Annotated in this window: 15 protein-coding genes and 1 riboswitch; of the genes, 11 read left to right on the top strand and 4 right to left on the bottom strand. The window is 61.4% G+C overall.

Annotation, left to right across the window (positions count from 1 at the left end):
- Window positions 1-22 precede the first annotated feature (22 nt).
- The 3 genes from FVV99_RS11900 to FVV99_RS11890 are packed head-to-tail and all read left to right on the top strand — an operon-like array spanning window position 23 to window position 2,652.
- Window positions 23-1,042 carry an ArsJ-associated glyceraldehyde-3-phosphate dehydrogenase gene (locus FVV99_RS11900; protein ID WP_148254303.1) on the top strand — a complete coding sequence of 340 codons (1,020 nt, stop codon included), beginning with the start codon at window positions 23-25 and terminating at the stop codon, window positions 1,040-1,042.
- A gap of 1 nt (window position 1,043) precedes the next feature.
- Window positions 1,044-2,291 carry an organoarsenical effux MFS transporter ArsJ gene (gene arsJ / locus FVV99_RS11895; protein ID WP_148254302.1) on the top strand — a complete coding sequence of 416 codons (1,248 nt, stop codon included), beginning with the start codon at window positions 1,044-1,046 and terminating at the stop codon, window positions 2,289-2,291.
- Between the two features lie 34 nt (window positions 2,292-2,325).
- A complete protein-coding gene (locus FVV99_RS11890; RefSeq protein WP_148254301.1) occupies window positions 2,326-2,652 on the top strand; it encodes a YnfA family protein in 327 nt (108 codons plus the stop codon).
- Window positions 2,653-2,668: 16 nt separating this feature from the next.
- Here FVV99_RS11890 and arsB read toward each other — a convergent pair whose 3' ends face one another.
- Window positions 2,669-3,751: an ACR3 family arsenite efflux transporter gene (gene arsB / locus FVV99_RS11885; RefSeq protein WP_236645400.1), complete on the bottom strand. Its 1,083-nt coding sequence runs from the start codon at window positions 3,749-3,751 to the stop codon at window positions 2,669-2,671.
- Between the two features lie 25 nt (window positions 3,752-3,776).
- Window positions 3,777-4,487 (bottom strand): arsenical resistance protein ArsH, encoded by a 711-nt coding sequence (gene arsH / locus FVV99_RS11880; protein WP_148254300.1) that lies wholly within the window; start codon window positions 4,485-4,487, stop codon window positions 3,777-3,779.
- 119 nt (window positions 4,488-4,606) lie between these two features.
- Window positions 4,607-4,683: riboswitch (Fluoride riboswitch) on the top strand.
- A gap of 77 nt (window positions 4,684-4,760) precedes the next feature.
- Between arsH and crcB the strand changes: the two genes are divergently transcribed.
- A complete protein-coding gene (crcB, locus tag FVV99_RS11875; protein WP_148254299.1) occupies window positions 4,761-5,159 on the top strand; it encodes a fluoride efflux transporter CrcB in 399 nt (132 codons plus the stop codon).
- 120 nt (window positions 5,160-5,279) lie between these two features.
- Here crcB and FVV99_RS11870 read toward each other — a convergent pair whose 3' ends face one another.
- A complete protein-coding gene (locus FVV99_RS11870; RefSeq protein ID WP_148254298.1) occupies window positions 5,280-6,464 on the bottom strand; it encodes an acetyl-CoA C-acyltransferase in 1,185 nt (394 codons plus the stop codon).
- Window positions 6,465-6,587: 123 nt separating this feature from the next.
- Here FVV99_RS11870 and FVV99_RS11865 point away from each other — a divergent pair, with 123 nt between their 5' ends.
- Entirely contained in the window at window positions 6,588-7,355 is a 768-nt protein-coding gene (locus FVV99_RS11865; RefSeq protein ID WP_148254297.1) for an SDR family NAD(P)-dependent oxidoreductase, read from the top strand.
- Between the two features lie 200 nt (window positions 7,356-7,555).
- Here the strand turns inward: FVV99_RS11865 and FVV99_RS11860 are convergent, their stop codons facing one another.
- A complete protein-coding gene (locus FVV99_RS11860; protein ID WP_148254296.1) occupies window positions 7,556-8,575 on the bottom strand; it encodes a fatty acid desaturase in 1,020 nt (339 codons plus the stop codon).
- 117 nt (window positions 8,576-8,692) lie between these two features.
- On the opposite strand from FVV99_RS11860, the gene FVV99_RS11855 reads away from it, so the two are divergent.
- From FVV99_RS11855 to FVV99_RS11830, 6 genes are all read left to right on the top strand, one after another.
- A complete protein-coding gene (locus tag FVV99_RS11855) occupies window positions 8,693-8,875 on the top strand; it encodes a hypothetical protein (protein ID WP_148254295.1) in 183 nt (60 codons plus the stop codon).
- 66 nt (window positions 8,876-8,941) lie between these two features.
- Window positions 8,942-10,747, top strand: coding sequence for an acyl-CoA dehydrogenase C-terminal domain-containing protein (locus FVV99_RS11850; RefSeq protein ID WP_148254294.1), 1,806 nt, complete (start codon window positions 8,942-8,944; stop codon window positions 10,745-10,747).
- A 312-nt stretch (window positions 10,748-11,059) separates the two neighbouring features.
- Window positions 11,060-11,425 (top strand): hypothetical protein, encoded by a 366-nt coding sequence (locus tag FVV99_RS11845; RefSeq protein ID WP_148254293.1) that lies wholly within the window; start codon window positions 11,060-11,062, stop codon window positions 11,423-11,425.
- A gap of 11 nt (window positions 11,426-11,436) precedes the next feature.
- Window positions 11,437-13,464 carry a pyrroloquinoline quinone-dependent dehydrogenase gene (locus FVV99_RS11840; protein WP_148254292.1) on the top strand — a complete coding sequence of 676 codons (2,028 nt, stop codon included), beginning with the start codon at window positions 11,437-11,439 and terminating at the stop codon, window positions 13,462-13,464.
- Between the two features lie 154 nt (window positions 13,465-13,618).
- Complete coding sequence (locus FVV99_RS11835) at window positions 13,619-14,830, top strand: DNA glycosylase AlkZ-like family protein (RefSeq protein WP_161598996.1); 1,212 nt, start codon at window positions 13,619-13,621, stop codon at window positions 14,828-14,830.
- A gap of 50 nt (window positions 14,831-14,880) precedes the next feature.
- Window positions 14,881-15,438 carry a flavin reductase family protein gene (locus tag FVV99_RS11830; protein WP_148254290.1) on the top strand — a complete coding sequence of 186 codons (558 nt, stop codon included), beginning with the start codon at window positions 14,881-14,883 and terminating at the stop codon, window positions 15,436-15,438.
- Window positions 15,439-15,445: the final 7 nt, after the last annotated feature.

Raw genomic sequence — 15,445 nt, 5'->3', positions numbered from 1 at the left:
GTCGATATAGGAGTTTCTCATCGTGACGTTACGCGTCGGTATCAACGGTTTCGGGCGCATTGGCCGTTTGGCATTGCGCGTGCTCTGGGCGCATCGCTCTCGGGAAGCCATCGACATCGCCCGTATCAACGACCCGGGCGGCGATGCGGCGACCTTTGCCCATCTGCTGGAATTCGATTCGGTTCACGGTCACTGGTCACCGGGCGAGGGTGTCGCCGCCGACGACGAGGCGATCATTGTCGATGGTATCCGCTTGCCATTCACTGCTGATGACGAGATTGGCAGCGGCGACTGGTCGGGTTGCGATGTCGTGATCGAGGCCTCCGGTGTGATCAAGAAGAGTGCGCAACTGACGCCCTATTTCGATCAACAGGTAGCGCGGGTCGTCGTCACCGCACCGCTCAAGGACGAGGGAGTGCTCAATGTCGTCATGGGGGTCAACGACGATGCCTACGATGCTGGTATCCATCGTGTCGTAACGGCGGCAAGCTGTACCACCAACTGCCTGGCGCCGGTGGTCCAGGTGATTCACGAGACGTTCGGTATCCGTCATGGTTCGATGACGACGGTACACGACATTACCAATACCCAGTCGATCCTCGATACCCCGCACAAGGATCTGCGTCGGGCACGGGCCTGCGGCATGAGCCTGATTCCCACGACCACTGGATCCGCCAAGGCGATCACGGCCATTTTTCCCGAGCTGGAAGGCAAGCTCAACGGTCATGCCGTGCGGGTACCGCTGACCAATGCGTCGCTCACCGACATGGTATTCGAACTGGAGCGCGAGACCACGGTCGAGGAGGTGAATGCGGCCCTGCAAACCGCGGCGAACGGTTCGCTGGCTGGCATCCTGGGATACGAGGAGCGGCCACTGGTGTCGGTGGACTATCGCACCGATCCGCGCAGCTCGATCATCGATGCGCTCTCGACCATGGTGATCAATGGTACCCATGTGAAGCTCTATGCCTGGTATGACAATGAGTGGGGCTATGCCAACCGCACCGTGGAACTGGCTCTGAAAGTGGGGCGGAGTCATTAACATGCTGGCGGCACGACTCAGGACACTGCCGTTCGAGGTCCGTCAGTATCTGCTGATCACCGGTAACTATTGGGCCTTCACCCTGACCGACGGCGCGTTGCGGATGCTGGTGGTATTGCACTTCCACCAGCTCGGCTATTCACCGCTGGAAGTGGCCATGCTGTTCCTCTTCTATGAGGCGTTTGGGGTGGTGACGAATCTGGTTGGCGGTTGGCTCGGAGCCAGGCTGGGGCTCAATCGCACCATGAACGTGGGGCTGGCGTTGCAGATCGTCGCGCTTGGCATGTTGATGGTGCCGTCCGCGGCGTTGACCGTTCCCTGGGTGATGGCGGCTCAGGCCTTGTCCGGAATCGCCAAGGATCTCAACAAGATGAGTGCCAAGAGTGCGGTCAAGGTGCTGGTACCCAAGGAGAGCGCCAACGCCCAGAGTTCGCTGTTTCGTTGGGTGGCACTGTTGACCGGTTCCAAGAATGCACTCAAGGGGGTCGGATTCTTCGTCGGTGGCCTGCTGTTGACCCTGATCGGCTTTCGCGGTGCCGTCATCGCCATGGCGGTCATGTTGCTCGTCGTGCTGGGGTTGTCCTTGTGGCGGTTGCGTGCCGACCTGGGACGCCAGCAGCAGAAACCCAGGTTCCGGGAAGTGTTTTCCAAGTCGCGGGCCATCAATGTGCTGTCGGCAGCTCGGATGTGTCTGTTCGCTTCGCGGGATGTCTGGTTCGTCGTGGCATTGCCGGTCTTCCTGTACGACCAGCATGGCTGGAGTTACTGGACGGTCGGCGGACTGCTCGCCCTGTGGGTGATCGGCTATGGGGGCGTACAGACCCAGGCTCCGCGCCTGACTCGTTTGATCAAGGGAGATGCGCGCGCCATGACTGTCGGTTGGGCACTGGCGCTGGCCGGCTTGCCTGCTTTGCTGGCCCTGTTGCCTCTGCAGGCGGTGGCTTGGCTGGTGGCCGGATTGCTGGCGTTCGGCGTGCTGTTTGCGATCAATTCCAGTTGGCACAGCTACCTGATCGTCCACTATGCGCGTGCCGATGGTGTATCGATGGACGTCGGGTTCTATTACATGGCCAATGCCATGGGACGCCTGTTGGGTACGATGCTGTCGGGATGGCTCTACCAGGTGCAGGGACTCAGCGCCTGTCTGTGGGTGGCGGCGGCGCTGGTGGCGCTCAGCGCAGCGCTGGCCGTGGCGCTGCCGCAAGAGTCTGTCCGGCACGAGGCTGGACAGGACGCCGTCAGCGAGTAGGCTGGCACACTCACGATGCCGCCTGGAGACCTGCATGCCGACCTTGTTGATCTACATGGCCGCCGCCATAGCCGAAATCGCCGGTTGCTTCGCCTTCTGGAACTGGTGGCGGCTGGATAAATCGATCATGTGGCTGCTTCCCGGCATGGCAAGTCTGGCTCTGTTTGCCTGGCTGCTCAGCCTGTCGAGTGCCGACTATGCCGGGCGCGCCTATGCTGCCTATGGCGGAATCTACATTCTGGCCTCGCTGCTGTGGCTATGGATCGTCGAGCAACGTACGCCCGATCATTGGGATCTGCTGGGCGCCATGATTTGTCTGTTGGGGGCCGGGGTGATACTGCTCGCCCCACGTGCCGCCTAGCTTTCCAGGCAACGTATCACCCCGGAAATGCCTGGCGGGTACGGTTGGCAATGCGTACCAGGGCCAGCATCAGCGGCACTTCCACCAACACGCCGACGACCGTGGTCAGCGCCGCGCCGGACTGCAGGCCGAATAGTGCGATCGCGGCGGCTACCGCCAGCTCGAAGAAGTTACTGGCACCGATCATTGCGCCGGGAGCCGCGACGCAGTGGGGGACCTGCCAGACTTTTGCCCATCCATAGCCGAGTAAAAAGATCAGCAGAGTCTGCACGATCAAGGGGATCGCGATCAGTACGATATGCAGTGGATGGGACAGGATCACCTCGCCCTGGAAGGCGAACAACAGTACCAGGGTCAGGATCAGACCGATGGGGGTGACCGGACCAATCCGTTTCATGAACACGTCATCGAACCAGGCCTGTCCGTGACGGGCGATCAGGGTACGTCGGGTGAGATAGCCGGCCGTCAGCGGAATCACGATGTAGAGAATGACGGAGAGCGCCACCGTGTTCCACGGCACGTTGATGTCCGAGAGGCCGAGCAGCAACACCACGATCGGTGCAAAGGCGAATAGCATGATCAGGTCGTTGAGGGCGACCTGCACCAGGGTATAGGCGGCGTCGCCGCGCGTCAGGAAGCTCCAGACAAAAACCATGGCGGTGCAGGGGGCCGCTCCCAACAGGATGGCACCGGCCAGATACTGGCTCGCCTGTTCAGCGGGGATCAGCGGCTCGAACAGCACCATCAGGAAGAACCAGGCGATGGCGAACATGCTGAACGGTTTGATGAGCCAGTTGACCGTGGTAGTGATGATCAACCCTTTGGGCTGTCGTCGTACGCCCAGTATCGAGGTGAAATCGATCTGCACCATCATCGGAAAGATCATGGCCCAGATCAGGATGGCCACCGGGATCGACACCTGGGCGTATTCGAAACGTGACAGCGTCTCGGGCACCGCCGGAGCGAACTGGCCGAGCAGCACCCCGGCGACGATCGCCAGAGCCACCCACAGTGACAGCAAGCGCTCGAACAGTCCCATACCGTCGCCGGTGGTTGGAAGGTCGGTGTTCTGTTGTATCGCGTGTCGATCAAGTGACATGAATCGCTCCTGTACGGGACGCCAACTACATCGCGCGTTGATTGACTCGCTGCGAGACGTCTTCGGCGCTTTCCCTGCGTTCGGAATAACGGTCGGTTAGATAGTCGCTGCGATCGCGGACCAGCAGCGTGAATTTCATCAACTCTTCCATGACATCGACGATGCGGTCATAGAAGGGCGAGGCCTTCATGCGATCGTTATCATCGAACTCCAGGAACGCCTTGGGTACCGATGACTGGTTGGGAATGGTCAACATGCGCATCCAGCGGCCCAGCACGCGCAACTGATTGACCGTATTGAACGACTGCGAACCGCCACAGACCTGCATGACCGCGAGTGTCTTGCCCTGGGTCGGGCGGACGCCTCCCAGCGTGAGCGGAATCCAGTCGATCTGGGCTTTCATGATACCGGTCATCGAACCATGGCGTTCCGGAGAGCACCAGACCATGCCTTCGGCCCAGGTGGCCAGTTCGCGGAGTTCCTGAACCTTCGGATGCAACGCGTCCTCGCTGTCGGGCAGTGGCAACCCCTTGGGGTCGAATATCCGAGTGTCGGCACCCATGGCGGTCAGTAACCGCGCAGCTTCTTCCACTGCCAGACGGCTGAAGGCACGTTGCCGCAGCGATCCGTAGAGCAACAGGATGCGAGGCGGGTGTTGTGACGGCCGGGCCCCGAACAACGTATTGGCATCCGGGATGCGAAACAGGTGGTCGTCCAGATTCGGGATATCGTTCATGAGCGCTTCCTGGCAGGAATATATGGCTAAAAGCATATATGCATGGACGTATATAAACAAGGCGACTCGTACCCAGCCAATGGTGAACGACTTGAAGGTAGTCAGGGTGAATGATAAAACGTCGAGCGGGAGATGGCATGCCTCCCGGCCCAAGCGCCGAACCATCACGTTCGTGATTGATGATGCCTGCGCAGCGCGCTCCGGGTGCGTGTGCAGGCACCAGTGTGCGTCCGCTGCGTGTTTCCCATCCATCGACACGAGGACGACACGATCATGGGACTTTCGATACTGGCCATCAGCACCGGCGCCGTGTTGGGCGCCAACCTGCGTTGGGGGCTCAGTCTATGGCTCAATGCCTTGTTTCCCGCTATCCCGCCCGGAACGCTGATTGCCAATTGGTTGGGGGCCTGGCTGATCGGCCTGGCGTTGACCGCGGTTGCCTATCTGCCTCAGTTATCGCCGGAGTGGCGGCTGTTTCTGGTGACCGGTTTCCTGGGGGCACTGACGACGTTTTCCACCTTTTCCGCCGAAATGTTCGCCAACCTGCAGGCGGGGCGATGGGGAGCGGCATTGCTGGGAATCGGCCTGCACGTCGGAGGATCGTTGCTGATGACCGGGCTTGGTGTCGCGACCTTTGCCGGCGTGAGAGCACTGGTCGGGACGATCAAATGAGTCATCATCGTTACCTGGAAAGGTGACATGACAGGGAGGTCGCATGTCATCAAGCGGTAGTTTGACGCTGGAACGGATCGGTAGCGGCGAACTGGCGGGTATCGATCTGACAGTGCCTGGCTAGTCCTCAAGCTCCACGGCGATAGCCGTTGCCTCGCCACCACCGATGCAAAGCCCGGCAATACCGCGTTTTCCGCCGGTGACCCGCAAGGCGTTGATCAGGGTGGCGATGATGCGCGAGCCCGTCGAACCGACCGGGTGGCCCTGGGCGCAGGCACCACCGAAGATATTGACCTTGTCGTGGGGGAGGTTCAGGCCGTCCATTGCCAGTAGGGTGACCACGGCGAATGCCTCGTTGATTTCGAACAGGTCGACGTCATCCACTTGCCAGCCGAGGTTGTCCATCAACCGGCCGATGGCGCCGACCGGGGCAATGGTGAACTCGCTGGGATGCCGCGAACGCGTGGCATGACCCAGCAGTCGTGCGATCGGTCGAATGCCGTGGGCGTCGGCGGCTGTCTGACTGGCGACGAGCAGGGCCGAGGCACCATCGGAAATCGAACTGGCGTTGGCAGCCGTGATGGTGCCGTCTCCGGCGAAGACCGGCTTGAGCTGGCGGACCTTGTCGAGTCTGGCCTGGAAGGGCTGTTCATCATGATCGACGCTGTGTTCTCCCTGTCGGGTGGTCACGGTGACCGCTGCCATTTCGCCACTCAGATGGCCGGCATTGTGTGCTGCCATGGCACGTTCCAGTGAGGCAATGGCGAAGTCGTCCATACGCTCGCGCGAGTAGCCGCGTTCGTCGGCAACCTGCTGGGCGAACTGGCCCATCAACTGACCGGTATCGGCATCCTCGAGGCCATCGTGGAACATGTGGTCCTTCAACTCGCCATGCCCCAATCGGTAACCCGTACGTGCCCTGAGGAGCAGGTGAGGGGCATTCGACATCGACTCCATGCCCCCGGCCAGCATGATGTCGCCACTACCGGCACGGATCAGGTCGTGGGCCAGCATCGCGGTTTTCATGCCCGAGCCGCAGAGCTTGTTGATGGTCGTGGCGCCGCTGGCATCCGGGATGCCGGCCTGGCGCATCGCTTGACGCGCCGGTCCCTGCTTGACACCGGCGGGTAGCACACACCCCAGAAAGCCTTCGTCGATCGCATCGGCAGGGAGGTTGGCTCGCGTAAGCGCGGCGCGAATCGCCACAGCAGCCAGGGCAGGGGCCGTCAGGCTCGACAGGCTGCCTTGCAGACTGCCCATCGGGGTGCGGGCTGCGGCAAGAATCACTACGTCATCACGTGACATCTCGAATCTCCGGAGAGTCTATACTCTCGTTGACCCCGCATGGGGGCGATGGTTTTTTCAAGCATAATCATGCAAACGCTTGTGTAAATAGGATCAATGTCGTGACGGGTGAGGGCAACGACGATGCATATCCGGAACAATACCTTTCTGATCACCGGGGCTGCCTCGGGCCTGGGTGCCGCTACCGCTGAACGCCTGGTGGCCGGCGGTGCGCAGGTGGTGCTGTGCGATCTCGATGAGCGCATAGACGATCATGCCCGACGACTGGGGGATGCGGCTCTGGCGGTGCAGGGGGATGTCACCCGCGAAGAGGATATGCAGGCGGCCGTGGACAAGGCCGTGATGGCCGGTGAAGCGAACGAACTGCATGGCGTGATCCACTGTGCCGGTATCGTCAGCGTGGCCAAACTGGTCGATCGCGAAGGGCAGCCCGCCGATCTCGCTGCCTATGCTCGGACGATCCATGTCAATCTGATCGGCACCTTCAATGTACTCCGCCTGGCAGCCGCCGCCATGACCGATAATACCCCGAACGACGAGGGCGAACGTGGCGTGATCGTCACCACGGCGTCGATCGCGGCATTCGATGGTCAGGTCGGGCAGGCCGCCTACAGTGCGTCCAAGGCCGGGGTCGCCGGTATGACGCTGCCGCTGGCGCGGGAATTGGCCCGCCATGGGATCCGTGTCATGTGCATCGCTCCCGGGATTTTCGAGACCCCGATGATGAGTGACCTGCCCGACGAGGCTGTCGCCGCGCTTTCCTCCGCCGTTCCCTTCCCCAAACGTCTTGGAAAACCGTCCGAATACGCACAACTGGCCGAACAGATCATCACCAACCCGATGCTCAATGGCGAGGTGATCCGCCTTGATGGCGGCATCAGGATGCAGTAAGGAGAGACGCTTTCGCCCTCCACGATGACATCTTGTGCCGCTTCCTGCCCTGTTGGGCGTTATTCCCGGGTGCGGGGCCACCCCTCACCCCTGTCAGACGGTGCGCCTCGCGTCGTGCCACCTAGCTGCTTGGCATGATCATAGGGCAGCCACGAGTCCACGGAAGGGCCAGCCTTCGCTGATGAGGGACTCCCGACAGATCAGTCACTTGCCTCCCTGAAGCTCACCAGGCGGTGCTTCTCTTCGTCCCACAGGACCAGCCGCACCGATGCGAGGCTCTGCCATAGGGTGAGGCGGCCGATACCACGCAGTTCGGGATAATCGCGCAGCACATCGGGCAGGCGGTAAAAGGGAATACGGCTGCATAGGTGATGGACATGGTGCACCCCGATGTTCGCGGTAAACCAACGCAAGATGCCGGGCAGGTCATAGTGTGAGCTACCGTGCAGCGCCGCCTCCTGGAAGGTCCAGTCAGGGTCGTGCTCCCAGAAGGTGTCCTCGAACTGGTGCTGGACATAGAAGAGCCAGACACCGATCGTTCCGGCGAGCAGTGTGATCGGCAGTTGCACGAGCAGGAAGGGGCCGATACCCACCAGCCACATCATGGCGGCGACGAGGACCAGGATGGCCACATTGGTCGTCATTGTGCTCAGCCAAGGCATCCAGCCTGCGCGCATGAAGCCTACCGGCAATCGATTGTCTAGCAGGAATAGGTACGCAGGGCCGAGAGCGAAGAGGACGAGGGGATGACGATAGAGGCGGTAACGCAGCCTCTCGTTGCGAGGCAGGGCGCTAAACTCCTCGACCGTCAGGGTGTCGATGCCACCGATACGCGGGCGGTCGAGATTGCCGGAATGGGCATGATGGTGCCTGTGGGTATGGCGCCAGAAGTCGAAGGGGGTCAGGGTCAGCACGCCGATCGCCCGTCCGACCCAGTCATTGGCGCGCTTTGAGGGGAAGAAGGCGCCATGGCTGCAGTCATGCTGGATCATGAACAGGCGCACGAGAAAGCCGGCGGCGGGCAGGGTGAGCACCAGGCCGAGCCAGTGGCCGGCGCCCAGTGCCGCCCAGCAGAGGGTCCAGAGGAAGGCGAAAGGAATCAGCGTGACCAGCAGTTCGACGACGCTGCGGGCGATGCGTGGCGTGCGGTAGTCTCCCAAGGCACGCATGAGGGCGCGTGGTTCGCTGGTGAGGTCATGTTTCTGCCCTGAGGTTTCCATCTGCGGGCTCCTGTCGGATCCAGTACGCCATGCCGTGGTCTGCGGCCTCGGTGGGACGTGCCTGGACGTTCGCGGGTGGTTCATGATGCACCGAGGGAGAGTGAGGTGTATGTGCGATTGCGTACACTGATAATGCATGGTGCCGGGAAAGGTTCCACCCTGCCGGATGCGTTGATGCCTTCGATCCTGCCCGAAGCGGGATATAGGCTAGGGGTTGTCGAAGACCCGACAGCCTCCGAGATGATCGATTTCGTCTTCTTTCTCAAACGAACGCTTGACTACTTAAGGGTGAGGCCCTAATTTCAAACATGTGTTTGAGTGTGGTTTGGCCCCACTGCCTCGCCGATGATTCCAGGAGTGTTCGAAATGCCCGACTATCAGGCCCCCCTTCGCGATTTGCGTTTTGTCATGGACGAAATGTTCGCTTTTCCCTGTCATTACGCCCGATTGCCGGGTGGCGATGAGGCGACGCCGGATATCGTCAATGCGATCCTGGAGGAAGGTGCACGTTTTACCCGTGAGGTGCTGTTACCGCTCAACCAGAGTGGTGACAGGGAGGGGTGTCTGCTGGAAGGTGGCGAGGTCAAGACCCCCAGGGGCTTCAAGGCGGCGTATCGACAGTACGTTGATGGCGGATGGCCGGGGCTCTCCGCCGAGCCGGAATTCGGTGGGCAGGGGTTGCCACACTCGCTGGGTATGGCACTTTCCGAGATGATCTGCGCCACCAATCTGGCATGGGGAATGTATCCCGGCCTCTCACAAGGTGCCGCCGACGCCTTGCGTCATCATGGTAGCGATGCACAGAAGGCGACCTACCTGAGCAGGCTGGTCGAGGGTGAGTGGACCGGCACCATGTGCTTGACCGAACCGCACTGCGGGACCGATCTGGGCCTGATCAAGACGCGTGCCGTCCCCACCGACGACGGTGCCTATGCGATCAGCGGCACCAAGATTTTCATCTCTGCCGGCGAGCACGATCTGGCCGAGAACATCGTCCATCTGGTGCTGGCCAAACTACCTGATGCGCCGGAGGGCTCCAAGGGCATTTCCCTGTTCGTGGTGCCGAAATTCCTGCCGGACGCGGCGGGCAGTCCCGGCGAACGCAACGGGGTCCTCTGCGGTTCCCTGGAACACAAGATGGGAATTCATGGCAATTCGACCTGTGTCATGAATTTCGATGATGCCGAAGGGTTCCTCGTGGGCGAACCACACAAGGGCCTGGCATGCATGTTCACCATGATGAATGTGGCACGTATCGGGGTCGGCATTCAGGGGTTGGGGCTCATGGAAGCGAGTTTTCAGGATGCGCTTGCCTATGCGCGGGATCGCTTGCAGATGCGGGCATTGTCGGGTGCCAAGACGCCCGACAAGCCGGCTGACCCGATTATCGCGCACCCGGATGTTCGTCGCATGCTGTTGACTCAGAAGGCCTTCGCCGAAGGGGGGCGCATGCTGGTGATGTATACCGCCCGCATGGTCGATGTGGTCGAACACGGCCAGGATGCCGACGAGCGTGAACGGGCCGAAAGTCTGTTGGGCTTGCTGACACCGATCGTCAAGGCGTTTCTGACCGAAGTGGGCTTCGAAGCGACCAATGAAGGCGTCCAGGTGTTCGGCGGCCATGGCTACATTCAGGAATGGGGCATGGAGCAACGAGTGCGGGATGCCCGCATCACTCGCCTCTATGAGGGCACGACCGGCATTCAGGCACTCGACCTGCTGGGCCGTAAAGTGTTGATGAACCAGGGCGAGACGCTCAGGATCTTCACCAAGGAGATTCACAAGTTCTGCCAGGCAGAAGCGGACAATACGGCTCTCGAGGAGTTCATCGAGCCACTATCCAGGCTCAATGCCGAGTGGGGCGAGCTGACCATGGGCATCGGCATGAAGGCGATGAACGATCGTGAAGACGTGGGGGCGGCGAGTGTCGACTACCTGATGTATTCGGGCTACGTGGCTCTGGCATACCTGTGGGCACGTGCCGCCAGACAGGCACATGAAGCGCTCGGCGGGGACGAGGATGCCTTCTACCGCGCCAAGCTCGATACCGCACGTTTCTATTATCAGCGGCTGTTGCCCCGCACACGCGCTCATGCTCAGGCGATGCAGGCGGGGGCCGAGTCGCTGATGGCCATGGACGCCGATGCCCTTGGCCTGGGATTCGCTATCTGACTGATCCCGGTCTTGCTGTCTTGGGTCAGGCGCTATGACATTTGTGCTCCCGGCGGCCGGTTGGCCGCCGTTTTTTTGTTCCCGCCTCGGGGCTAGCCGAAATCCATTTGGTTAGTCTGAAAATCATTACAGCGTTAATATCGCTATTCTCTTATGCCTTTACTAGAATAGTCATGAGAGCTACGACTAAAGGCTTAGCTTGCGGTACATCCATTTCGCCTGGATCCTCGTGCCTGGCGCGATGTCAGCCAATGGCGGAAATGACGTGCCGGGTGATCCGTTCTGTCCTACAAGGAAGGAGACAACTACGCCATGCCACGATCTCGTTCGCCAAGATTGGGCGCCATCGTCCTTCTGGTGGCCTCGCTCGTCGGGGCTGCCATCGCGCTCTATGCGTATTTCACCCCGCTTACCGGGGTGACAGGTACACTCGGCGCGCTTGTCGCCATTCTGGCCACCATTGCTTTGGCCATCATGGCGCTCATCTTGCCTGCCCTGAAAGGGAACGCCGCGCGCAACGCCTGGCGCGTGCTGATCTTGCTGGGTCTCGCCGGTACCTTCTTCGCAGGATTCCTCCTGCACCAGTGGTGGATCTGCGTGGCCATGGTCGTCGGCCTGATCGGTCTGATTCTCGACATGGCCCTTGCGACTCGTACTGCCCGTCCTGCCCATTCATAAGGAGCTGATTCATGCCGACACATCGATCCACCGCACGGCGCTTCGGTTCGAGCGCGGCGCTGGCGCTGTTATTGACGCCCACGGCGCTGCTGGCGCAGGATCAGTCCTCCGCGCAAGACGCTTCGAATGGACAGGAAAGTGGAGCGGCGGAAGATCAGGCCCGGGATGAAGCGGTCCCGCTGGTTCCCGGCACACCAACCTGGGACAGTTTCCACGGCCAGCTCAACGCACAGAAATACAGCCCCCTCGACCAGATCGACGCAGACAACGTCGGCGATCTGGAAAAGGCCTGGGAGATTCATACCGGCGACGTTTCCGATGGTTCGGGCGATCTGCCGCCCACCGTCTGGTCGGCGACACCGGTATTTGCCAACGATACGCTGTATATCGGCACGCCGTTCTACCGTATTCTTGCGCTCGATCCCGCTACCGGCGAGGAAAAATGGAGCTTCGACACCGAGTCCACGCTCGAGGCGATGACCCAGCCTGCGCTGAAAAGCCGCGGCGTCGCCTACTGGGAGGCCGATGATCCGGTCGAGGGTGAGTCCTGCCAGAAGATCGTTTATCTCGGCACGATGGACGCACAGCTATTCGCCGTCGATGCCGATACCGGCGAGAAATGCGAAAGCTTCGCTGATAACGGCGTGCTCGACGTCAATCAATGGAACGACACCAACAACAAGTGGCCACTGTCGCTGTTGCAGCCGCCGACCGTGGTGGGTGATCACCTTGTTCTCGGCTGGGCCGGCAAGGATTGGGCGTTCGAGCAAGCGCCTCCCGGCACCGTGTTCTCCATCGATGCCCGCACCGGCGAGCGCGAGTGGACCTTCGACGCGCTGCCCGAGGCGATGCGCGAGAAAAGCGGTACCGCCAACGTGTGGACGCACATGTCCGCCGACGAGGAAAACGGTCTCGTCTACCTGCCGGTCTCCTCACCCTCACCCAACTACTGGGGTGGCAACCGCACCGAGGAAGCGCCCCTGGCGACCTCGACCACTGCGCTGGATGTCGACACCGGCGAGGTCGTCTGGTCGCGTCAGTGGGTGCACCACGACGTCTGGGACTACGATATCAACGCCGCGCCGACGCTGATGGATATCACTGTCGATGGCGAGGAAATCCCCGCGCTGGTTCAGGCCACCAAGATGGGCTTCCTGTTCGTGGTCAACCGCCTGACCGGCGAGGACGTCTGGCCGATCGAGGAACGTTCGGTGCCGCAGGGCGACGGTTCCGTCGACGGCGAAGTATACGCAGAGACACAGCCGTTCCCGACCAAGCCCGCGCCGCTGCTCGACCAGTCCGAGAAGCCCGAGATATGGGGGCTAGCCGACGCGGCCAGTTTCGGTCAGTGCTCGGCGCTGTGGGACGACCTGTCGTACGAAGGCATGTATACCCCACCCACCACCCAGGGCGAGGGCACACTGGCCTATCCCGACAGCGCTGGTGGCGTGCAATGGGGCGGTGTGGCGTTCGACCCCGTCAGCCAGACGGCCATCGTCAACACCTCGCATATCGTGCAATACGTGAAGCTCTACGACCGCGATGCATATGAGAAAGCCGACAGCGGTTCGGGCAATGAAAGCGGCTTCGCCCCGCAGGAAGGTGCGCCTTACGGCATGCGCCTCGAAGTGGCACTGAACTGGCTTGGTATGCCGTGCTGGGAACCGCCCTTCGGTGAGCTCGTGGCGCTCGACATGACCACGGGTGACGTCAAGTGGCGCCGCCCGGTGGGGGCTTCGCAGCAGTACGGCTTCTTCATGCCCGAAAGCTGGGGGTCGCCCACCATCGGCGGGCCGGCGGTGACAGCGGGCAACCTGGTCTTCATCGGCGCCTCGATGGATGCCAAGCTGCGCGCTTATTCGCTCGAGAGCGGCGAAGAGCTGTGGGAAGATCAGGCCGAAGCGCCTGCCGTCTCGAACCCTGCCGTCTACGAGTATGAAGGCCGCGAATACGTTGCCTTCATCGCGGGTGGCAACTCGATCCTGAAAGACCAGGTCGGCGATCAGGTCGTCGTCTACGCGCTGCCGGAAGACGAATAAACCCGATAACCAACCGTCGAAGCTGGGGTGGGTCCACGGACCCACCCCAGTTTTTTTGTGGGCAATGGGGGAGGTGCGACTTGTCGGTGCCCCGAGAGTCTCGCCATACTGCGGCCTTTACTCGTGCCTCAATGGTGATGCGCAAGGAGTGCCGATGACTGCTCAGCAACGCCTCGTACTGACTCGCGCCGATGCCCGACGCCTGCTGGTTCGCTACCACTTCCGGCCGGCATCGCTGGCAGCGATCATTCAGCGGTTGGGCACCATCCAGTTCGATCCTCTGGCGCCGGTCGGCACCAATCCCGACCTGGTTCTGCAGTCCCGGGTAGCGGGATATCGGTGGGGTGAGTGGCAGCGTGCTGCCTATCAGCAACGGATGCTGGTCGATGGCTGGGACAAACAGGCCAGTCTGATCCAGCCCGAAGCGTGGTGGGCCCAGGCGCCATTCCACCGGCACTTTGCTCAGCGCTGGCGCCATCGCGGTGTCGATATCGAGTCTGCGGAGGCCCGTGCGTTGATCGATGAGGTCGAACACCGCGGTCCCGCCACCAGTCTCGAATTGGGCGATCAACAGTCCGATCCCGCACTGCGAGGGAGCTGGTATGGGCCCAAGCGTTCACGCCACCTGCTCAAGGCGCTGTGGGATTCGGGGCGGCTGATGACTCACCATCGCGTGAACGGGCGTCATGCCTACGATTTACCTGACCGCGTATTGCCGGAAGGTGCCATGCAGGGAGATGCCTCGGAGGACGATGCCCTGCAACGCTTGGTCGTCCGTCGCGTGCAGGCCGCCGGATTGTTGCGGCCTACTGCCGATGCTGCCGTCTGGTTCCTGCCCTGCAAGCGCGACGAACGCAATCGTATCGTCGCAAAGGCGCTGGCCGAAGGGGAACTGATCGAACTCGATGTGGCGGGTGAACGCTACTGGGCTTCGCCTGATGCGCTTGCGACACTCGAAAATGGCGCCGAGTCGTCCGATCCGGCACGTGATGAGGTACGTTTTCTCGCCCCGCTGGATCCGCTGATGTGGGACCGCGGTGCCGTGGCCAGGCTGTTCGGTTTCGATTACGTGTGGGAAGTCTACAAGCCGCAAGATCAGCGTCGCTGGGGCTACTATGTGTTACCCGTGCTCTGGGGCGATCGTTTCATCGCCCGTTTCGATGCCCGCTGCCAGCAAGGCACGCTGACCATTCTCGCCTGGCACTGGGAGCCTGATATCGACCGGTCCCGGCTCCCCGAGGGGCTGATCGAGGCGTTGCAGCGTGCCGCGCGCGATTTCCTCGACTACCTCGGTGCCGAGCGTGTCGTATTGCCGCGCGGTCTGGGCCGAGAGGGGAGGCGGGCCTGGCAGCGGGCAGGCAGGTGATGCATACAGGATTGGCTGTCGTGAATCCTGAACCATAAGGAGCCTCCGCAATGAATGCTCAATACCCAAAGCAGAACTTTCCGGTCAGCGACGTTCGGCGTTATCTGGAACCGGGGCCGGTCGTGCTGGTGTCCTCGGCATGGCAAGGGGAGACCAACATCATGACGCTGGGTTGGCATACGGTGATGGCGTTCGTTCCGGCGTTGATGGGATGCATGATCTCGGCGGGCAATCATAGTCACCGCATGATCGAACGGAGCCGGGAGTGCGTGATCAATCTACCGACGACGACATTGACCGATACGGTCGTGGGTATCGGCAACCGTTCCGGCGATGCGATCGACAAGTTTGCCGAGTTCGGACTGACGAAAGGCGAGGCCAGTGTGGTGTCCGCGCCTTTGATCGAGGAGTGCCATGCCAATTTCGAGTGCCGACTGTACGATGACGCGTTGATCGACGAGTATGGCTTTTTCATCGTCGAAGTGGTCAAGGCGCATGTGGCCCCGACGCCAAAGCATCCTGACACGCTACACTACAAGGGCGATGGCATCTTCATGGTGGCTGGCGAAACGCTCGACCGTCACGAAGGATTCACCAAGGTAAGTTGACCGGCCA

This window comes from Aidingimonas lacisalsi (genome assembly GCF_008079445.1).
Lineage (GTDB): Bacteria > Pseudomonadota > Gammaproteobacteria > Pseudomonadales > Halomonadaceae > Aidingimonas > Aidingimonas lacisalsi.
The sequence above is the reverse complement of the archived record's forward strand: the minus strand, read 5'-3'. Positions and strand labels throughout refer to the sequence as shown.

What these genes read in the sequence shown, in the direction of transcription:
- arsJ (WP_148254302.1), top strand. Translation starts at nt 1,044, where the DNA reads ATGCTGGCGGCACGACTCAGGACACTGCCGTTCGAGGTCCGTCAGTAT.
- arsH (WP_148254300.1), bottom strand. Translation starts at nt 4,487, where the DNA reads ATGAACGATATCCCGAATCTGGACGACCACCTGTTTCGCATCCCGGAT.
- FVV99_RS11845 (WP_148254293.1), top strand. Translation starts at nt 11,060, where the DNA reads ATGCCACGATCTCGTTCGCCAAGATTGGGCGCCATCGTCCTTCTGGTG.
- FVV99_RS11835 (WP_161598996.1), top strand. Translation starts at nt 13,619, where the DNA reads ATGACTGCTCAGCAACGCCTCGTACTGACTCGCGCCGATGCCCGACGC.
- FVV99_RS11865 (WP_148254297.1), top strand. Translation starts at nt 6,588, where the DNA reads ATGCATATCCGGAACAATACCTTTCTGATCACCGGGGCTGCCTCGGGC.
- arsB (WP_236645400.1), bottom strand. Translation starts at nt 3,751, where the DNA reads ATGTCACTTGATCGACACGCGATACAACAGAACACCGACCTTCCAACC.
- crcB (WP_148254299.1), top strand. Translation starts at nt 4,761, where the DNA reads ATGGGACTTTCGATACTGGCCATCAGCACCGGCGCCGTGTTGGGCGCC.
- FVV99_RS11850 (WP_148254294.1), top strand. Translation starts at nt 8,942, where the DNA reads ATGCCCGACTATCAGGCCCCCCTTCGCGATTTGCGTTTTGTCATGGAC.
- FVV99_RS11840 (WP_148254292.1), top strand. Translation starts at nt 11,437, where the DNA reads ATGCCGACACATCGATCCACCGCACGGCGCTTCGGTTCGAGCGCGGCG.
- FVV99_RS11890 (WP_148254301.1), top strand. Translation starts at nt 2,326, where the DNA reads ATGCCGACCTTGTTGATCTACATGGCCGCCGCCATAGCCGAAATCGCC.
- FVV99_RS11860 (WP_148254296.1), bottom strand. Translation starts at nt 8,575, where the DNA reads ATGGAAACCTCAGGGCAGAAACATGACCTCACCAGCGAACCACGCGCC.
- FVV99_RS11870 (WP_148254298.1), bottom strand. Translation starts at nt 6,464, where the DNA reads ATGTCACGTGATGACGTAGTGATTCTTGCCGCAGCCCGCACCCCGATG.
- FVV99_RS11830 (WP_148254290.1), top strand. Translation starts at nt 14,881, where the DNA reads ATGAATGCTCAATACCCAAAGCAGAACTTTCCGGTCAGCGACGTTCGG.